Source organism: Bacteroidota bacterium, assembly GCA_030017895.1.
In the GTDB taxonomy this organism is placed as follows: Bacteria; Bacteroidota; Ignavibacteria; order UBA10030; family BY39; genus JASEGV01.
In genome coordinates this window covers 1-6,801 of sequence record JASEGV010000115.1, presented here as the reverse complement: position 1 = coordinate 6,801, position 6,801 = coordinate 1, and the positions used below count along the sequence as shown (strand labels likewise).

Sequence of the window (6,801 nt, the reverse complement as noted above, 5' to 3'; positions counted from 1 at the left end):
ATATGTTACGCTGTTTCTATCTATCATTTTTACCCACTCACTTCCACGATGAGCCCAAAAACTAAAACTATCAACCTTGTGGTGAGCGAAAGCGAACCATAAAAAACCATAACTAAAAACTGATAACCAATAACTAAATCTGGTTATTAGTTAATAGTTCTTTGTTTTAGTTCATTAGTAAACTGTTATAGTTTATTGGTCCCCCCATTCACCCGTTCGCCATTTCTCCATTCGTTATTCGATATTATTATTTTACTCAAACCTTAATTTAATATTCACCACTTCCGGCGTGTTCCCCAACCTTACAGGTGGACCCCACGTCCCAACTCCGCACGAAACATAAAAATGAGTATTACCTTTTTTCAGATAACCCCAACTGACTTCATAAATATTTTCAGCGATGTAATTGAGGGGCCAGATTTGTCCGTGGTGTGTATGCCCTGACAATTGTAAATCTATATTATTTTCGACTGCTTCATCCAAACCAATCGGCTGGTGGTCCATCAAAATTATCGGAATTTTGTAATCCACGTTGGACATAATTTCTGCAAGTGGTTTTCGGTCTTTATTTGTGAAGCGTGTAATCATCCTGTCTTCACGTCCGACGAGGAGTACTTTATCGCCGATATTCACTACAGAATCCCTTACCCAATTAACTTTATGATTCGAGAAATAACCGATTGCAGCTTCAACACCACCTATAAATTCATGATTTCCTGTAACGGCATAGATACCATACTTAGATTTTAACCGTTCGACACACTTCCCAATATTGTCGTTAATAACTGGACCAATCGACTCATCAACAATATCGCCGACAAATAATATCAAGTCAGGATTCAGTTTATTTATTTCATCAACAATTTTGCTAAATCGCTCACGACCGATTATAGTTCCTAAATGAATATCCGAAATTACCGCTAAATTAAGTTCATTTATCCCTTCAACATTTTTATTGATTTTGATATTTACAGTCTTGATTTTCGGGTGAATAGCGTTGAGGTGACCAAATACTATTACTATTATAACAATCAGCGTTACAAAAAACGCAAGGTATTTTTTAAATACTCCGAAATTATCTTTGATGAAGGCTGGAAAGAATGGAAAAAAATGATTAAGTAAGCGTAGCAGGTCTAAAAGTAGAACAAAAAGTAAAAAATAAACCATTGCGGCAAGCCAGAATGAACCGATACTAACTAAAAAATCGTTTGCAAAAGTTGGGATAAATCTTTCTAAAATCCTCCCCCCTAAATACGCCAGTGAAAGAAATAAAAATATTATAATGTAATATATGCGGATGGGTGAATCTTTTGGAATAACTTGTAACCCACGTTTAAGAATATAAAAATTGATAAGTCCGTAGATTACAAGTATAATTCCAAAAAAGAGAAAGAAACTACTGGTTCTCATTTATTTTTCTTTAATAAGCTGTATGTTCAAAATGATATCAACTGTTTTCCCTACAACTAATACTCCTGTCTCAAGTGGTGCGTTCCATTTAACATCGTAGTCGAATCGGTTAACGCTTGTAGTCGCTTTGAAACCTGCTCTTGAATTTCCGTATGGGTCTTTAGTTTCACCTTTGAATAATGCATCTAATTTAACAGGTTTTGTGATTCCGTTAATCGTTAAATCACCTGTGATATTGAATTTATTTTTCCCGTTTGATTTAAAAGAAGTGTTCTTGAAAGTAATATCCGGAAAATTTTCCGAATTAAAAAAGTCGGCAGTTAGCAAATGTTTATCCCGTCTCTCATTATCGGTACTAATGCTTTTGACATTTATTGTCGCCTCAATTTTACTGTCGGTAAAGTCGTCCTTCGTTTGTGTCAGAGTACCTTCGAATTCTGTAAATCTACCTTTTACCTCACTAATAACAAGATATGTAACTGTAAACTCAACTCCACTGTGTGCCGGATCGATCTTCCAAACAGTTTGAGTTGATGCAACAGTTATGCTGAATATAATAACAAAGAAAATATTTTTTAATTTTTTCATTTTAGTATCTCCTATAGAACGTCATTTAGTTAAAGGATACGTTCTTTTTATTTTGGGTTATGATTTAATTGTTGAACAATAAGACCTAATTTTTTTAGTAATTTTGCCAAAATAGTGGCTTCTTTTTCTGTTAAGACTGATGTGAGGTGAGTAATATATTGCGCGTGCTTAAAAAAAACTTCCTCAAACTTTTTTACACCCCTGGGTGTAAGTTGAACTTTCACAACACGCCTGTTTCCCGGTTCATGTGAACGTTTAACAAGTCCTCCTTTTTCGAGATTATCGACAACCACTGTCATATTTCCGGGGCTTACGAGTTGTTTTCTTGTCAGTTCACCGATACTTAACTGGCCGAGGTGTCCTAAACACTCTAAAACACCGAATTGTGGCTCAGTTAAGCCATATTTTTCAATATCCTTAGTCGCTTTTTTGTTGACTGCGGCGAAAGCCCGGCTCAACTTAACCCATAAATCTAGTGTTAAATCGGTCTTTTTCCCATATGATCTAGTGGTTTTCATAATCTTTTAAGTTTACATTATTCAAACTTAAATTAAATTTAAATAGTTCCCGCTTAACTAAACTTCCAGCCGTGATGGCAAATACCGGGAGTATTGATATAATCTGAACATATTACTATATTGAATCCCGAATAATTAACATTTTTACAATATCAATTTGTTAGGTCCAAATAAAATGCGATTAGTACTCCGTTCTTTAATATTTGCTTTTTTTCTAGCTTTTCATTTCACTTCCTATTCAGATAATAAAAGTCCCATAAAACAATACTTCCCCGGTCAGTTATTAGTAAAATTTAAAACAAACACAGATGGTATAAATAAAAATTCGGCTCTTTCAAATTTTTCTTCAAAATATCGAATTGAAAAAATCGAGCAAGCATTTCCTCAAATACAATTCAACGCACTAAAACGAACTTCGGAAACTGAATTATCTCTGATGGTTGTACTTACCGTTTCATCAGCGACAGATATTAAATTGTTAGCCCGCCGAGTTAGTTCGGACCCGCTCGTCGAATACGCTGAGCCAAATTATTTTGTCGAAAAATATACTATCCCCGACGACCCATTGTATGACCAACTACAACACCTGCCACAAGTAAAAGCCCCTCAAGCGTGGGAAATTTCGCAGGGCGACACCAACGTAGTTATTGCCGTTTTGGATACCGGCGTAGATTGGGACCATCCGGATTTAGCTGCAGCAATCTGGAGAAATTATAATGAAATTCCGAACAACGGTATTGATGATGACAACAACGGATTTATTGACGACATACGTGGTTGGGACTTTGTAACAGGAGTTGCAGGTGATGCGTATCCTGGTGAAGATGGCGATATTCCTGATAACGATCCGATGGATTTTGACGGACATGGGACGCACGTAGCTGGAATCTCGGCTGCTGTTACTAATAATGCTTATGGAATTTCATCGTTAGCTTGGACGGCTAAAATAATGCCGATAAGAATTGGTTATCACACGAGATCCGGTGGTGGACTCGGAACATTGCTATGGATGGCACAAGCATTTGTTTATGCAGGTGATAATGGTGCTCATGTTGCCAATTTAAGTTTTGGTACAGGCAACGGACAATATGTAAACGATGCGGCGCGTTATGCTTTTCAAAAAGGGACTGTAATTTGTCATTCAGCCGGTAATAGTAACAACGAAAATGTTGGTGCCTTAGGTGCAACTCCTTTCGCTTTAAGTATTGCAGCATTGAATGAAGATGATGAAAAAGCCTCCTACTCTACTTACGGAAAAGCAGTTGATATCTCAGCTCCCGGGGGCGATAATTCTATTGGAATTTTAAGTACTGTTGTTCATCCCTCCATTTTTTTTGGCGGGAAATTATATGAACGCTTTATGGGTACTTCTATGGCAAGTCCCTTAGTTGCTTCTCTCGCAGGTTTAATCAAAGCAAAAAACTTTTCGTGGTCATCAGCTCATGTTATGTTCCAGATATTAGGAACTGCCGATAACATCGATAGTCTCAATCCGGATTACATCGGTAAACTTGGTGCGGGAACGATAAATGCTTTCCGGGCGCTTACTGACACGGTTAAAATGCCTCTACCTAAAATTGACCTGATTAATTATTCATACTACGATTCAGCGGGCAACAGGAATGGAATTCCTGAACCGGGAGATTTGATTGCTCTTTCAATAAAGATTTCAAACGACTGGGGCGACGCTTCAAATGTAACCGCTACAATTACGACGAATAATTCTAATGCTATTATTACAAAAGGAAATATTTACATTGGTAACTTACCCGGTTTATCTGATTTAGGAGCGAATACTTTTATAAATAACAATGATAAATTTTTGATTGATATTATTCCCGATGCTATTCCATCAAACATTCCCCTTATTCTAACCATCACAGCTGATAATGGATTCTCACAAGAATTCGCACTGACAATCGGTATTAACCCGACAATTTTATTTGTTGATGACGATGATGGGGTGAATAATATCGAAAAATATTATACCGATGAATTAAGTCGATTCAATACACAATATTTAATTCACGATAGAATCAAGAACGGACCGTTAACCGGCGATTACCTCAAAAAATTTAATATGGTAATTTGGGCATGCGAATGGACTTTCCCTTCGTTAGATAGCTCCGATAGAAGTGCAATATCTCAGTATCTTGATAATGGAGGAAAATTATTTTTATCCGGACAAGATATAGGTTGGGATCTATCTGATCCGATTGGAAACGAGTATCTAAACTCGGGTGGCAGTTCAAAAGTATTTTTCGAAAATTATTTAAAATCAAAATATATTTCAGATGATGCTAACGTGAATAAAGTAATTGGCGACCCTAATGATTTAATCGGTAAGGGTTTGTCTTTTAATATCTATCAACCGGGAAGAAGCCAGGAAGAACAATATCCGGAGGTAATAACCGCAATCAATGGGAGTAAACCTTCATTTAGGTACGCTAATAACACAGTCGGTGCAATCAGTTACGACAGCACTTATAAATTAGCTTACTTCGGATTTTCAGGATTCGAGGGAATCACCCAGGCAGCCGCTAGAACAGAAATCATTAAACGGATTTTTAACTGGTTCTTTGGAAGCGTAACTGTAACAAAACTTTCCGACACAGAAGATAGTACATTAGTAAGATATTTAACCACAACAATTTCGACCACTGATTCCATCGAAAAAGTTACTCTTTTTTGGGATTACGATGGTGCCTATCCGTATAAAACAAATGAGATGATAAAAGAATTATCCGGAAACTACAGCGGAACAATTCCTAATGTTCCTTTTTATAGTACCGTTAATTATTTTGTGCTTGTAAAAACTAACAGGGGTTACTTGCCTTATGAGATCCATAGTTATTATGTAGGTCCTGATTTCGTTCCACCTGAGATATCAATACAAAAACTGATTCCGAATTCTTTAAAATTAGCTGGACCGTATAAAGTTAATATCAATGTAACCGATAACATAGCAGTTAACAACGATAGCATTTTCATTTATTTTAAAAAATCAGGTGATGAAAATGAATCACGGGCAAACCTGAGATATTGGAGTGAATCTACTTTTTCCGACACTTTCTCTTTAAAATCGCCCGCAATAGGTGGACAAAATATCGAATATTATTTCACGGCACGGGATTCGACAAGCAATATTAATTTACAGCGGTATCCCGAATCAGGGTATTTATCTTTCTTAATTGGAAGAGAATTGATTGATGATTTTGAAGAAGGTACAGCAAAATGGGATATGGGAAAACGATGGACGTTATCAGATTCTGTTAAAAAATCGGGCAAATATTCAATCACTGATGGATTTGGGAGATATCCGAAAAATTTCAGGGATACCTTAACACTCCTCGAGTCGATAAACTTAACAAATTACAAAGGTGGAAAAGTTAAGTGGTGGCGGCAACAAGTGCTCCATAAAGGTGATACCTGTTACGTTGAGATATCGGATAATAAAACTGAATGGAATAAATTACAAACATATATAACAATTAACCGACCGCCTGGTGGTGCGCTTAGCGGGATGGATTCAGTTGAGATAAACCCGATATATTTTGGACCTGGAAATGATTCGATCCATATAAGGTTCCGTTTAACCACCGACGATACCCTCGAAGCTGATGGAATTTATTTCGATGATATTGAAGTCATCACAACATCAATCACAAATGTTGCGGAAGAACTCGGTAATATTCCAGAAACTTTTGCTTTATCACAAAACTACCCCAATCCTTTTAATCCAACAACTACGATCAGGTATCAATTACCTGAAGCAAGTAGAGTGGTATTAAAAATTTATAATATTTTGGGACAGGAAGTTCGAACTCTAGTTGATGAAACTGAAAATGCAGGGATTAAAATAGTTGAATGGAATTCAAGAAATAATTCCGGCAACCCTATTTCAAGCGGTGTTTATTTTTACCAACTTCAAGCGGTAAGTACTCGAAATAATAAAACATTCATGCAAGTTAAGAAGATGCTACTAGTGCATTAAAAAACACCTGGATTAATGGATTATTGGATAAATGATCAAATCGAGCCGATTTCCGGTTAAGGAATCGGCTCTTATTTTATTCCAATCCCTTCGCTAAACCGGCTGATGCTGTAAATACATTCTTGGCACCGGCTGATTTCAGAACTCTTCCCACAGCTTCTATCGTAGCACCGGTGGTAATTACATCATCTACCAATATGAGCGTTATACCCTGACATTTTCGCTGGGCAATTACAGCGATTTTTTAACGATTATTAGCTTATTAAAAAAATAATGCATATATTGCCAGCG

General features: G+C 36.6%; 5 protein-coding genes. 1 reads left to right on the top strand and 4 read right to left on the bottom strand.

Annotated features, from left to right (window positions below):
• Positions 1 to 252 precede the first annotated feature (252 nt).
• Genes QME58_13800 through QME58_13790 form a run of 3 tightly spaced genes read right to left on the bottom strand, consistent with a single transcriptional unit; the run spans position 253 to position 2,516 of the window.
• A complete protein-coding gene (locus tag QME58_13800) occupies positions 253 to 1,410 on the bottom strand; it encodes a metallophosphoesterase (GenBank protein MDI6804889.1) in 1,158 nt (385 codons plus the stop codon).
• Positions 1,411 to 1,998 carry a YceI family protein gene (locus QME58_13795; GenBank protein ID MDI6804888.1) on the bottom strand — a complete coding sequence of 196 codons (588 nt, stop codon included), beginning with the start codon at positions 1,996 to 1,998 and terminating at the stop codon, positions 1,411 to 1,413. It abuts the gene before it with no gap.
• A 47-nt stretch (positions 1,999 to 2,045) separates the two neighbouring features.
• Positions 2,046 to 2,516 (bottom strand): MarR family transcriptional regulator, encoded by a 471-nt coding sequence (locus QME58_13790; protein ID MDI6804887.1) that lies wholly within the window; start codon positions 2,514 to 2,516, stop codon positions 2,046 to 2,048.
• A gap of 175 nt (positions 2,517 to 2,691) precedes the next feature.
• On the opposite strand from QME58_13790, the gene QME58_13785 reads away from it, so the two are divergent.
• Positions 2,692 to 6,510 carry a S8 family serine peptidase gene (locus QME58_13785; GenBank protein ID MDI6804886.1) on the top strand — a complete coding sequence of 1,273 codons (3,819 nt, stop codon included), beginning with the start codon at positions 2,692 to 2,694 and terminating at the stop codon, positions 6,508 to 6,510.
• Positions 6,511 to 6,586: 76 nt separating this feature from the next.
• Here the strand turns inward: QME58_13785 and QME58_13780 are convergent, their stop codons facing one another.
• Positions 6,587 to 6,718, bottom strand: coding sequence for a phosphoribosyltransferase family protein (locus tag QME58_13780; GenBank protein MDI6804885.1), 132 nt, complete (start codon positions 6,716 to 6,718; stop codon positions 6,587 to 6,589).
• Between the last annotated feature and the right edge of the window lie 83 nt (positions 6,719 to 6,801).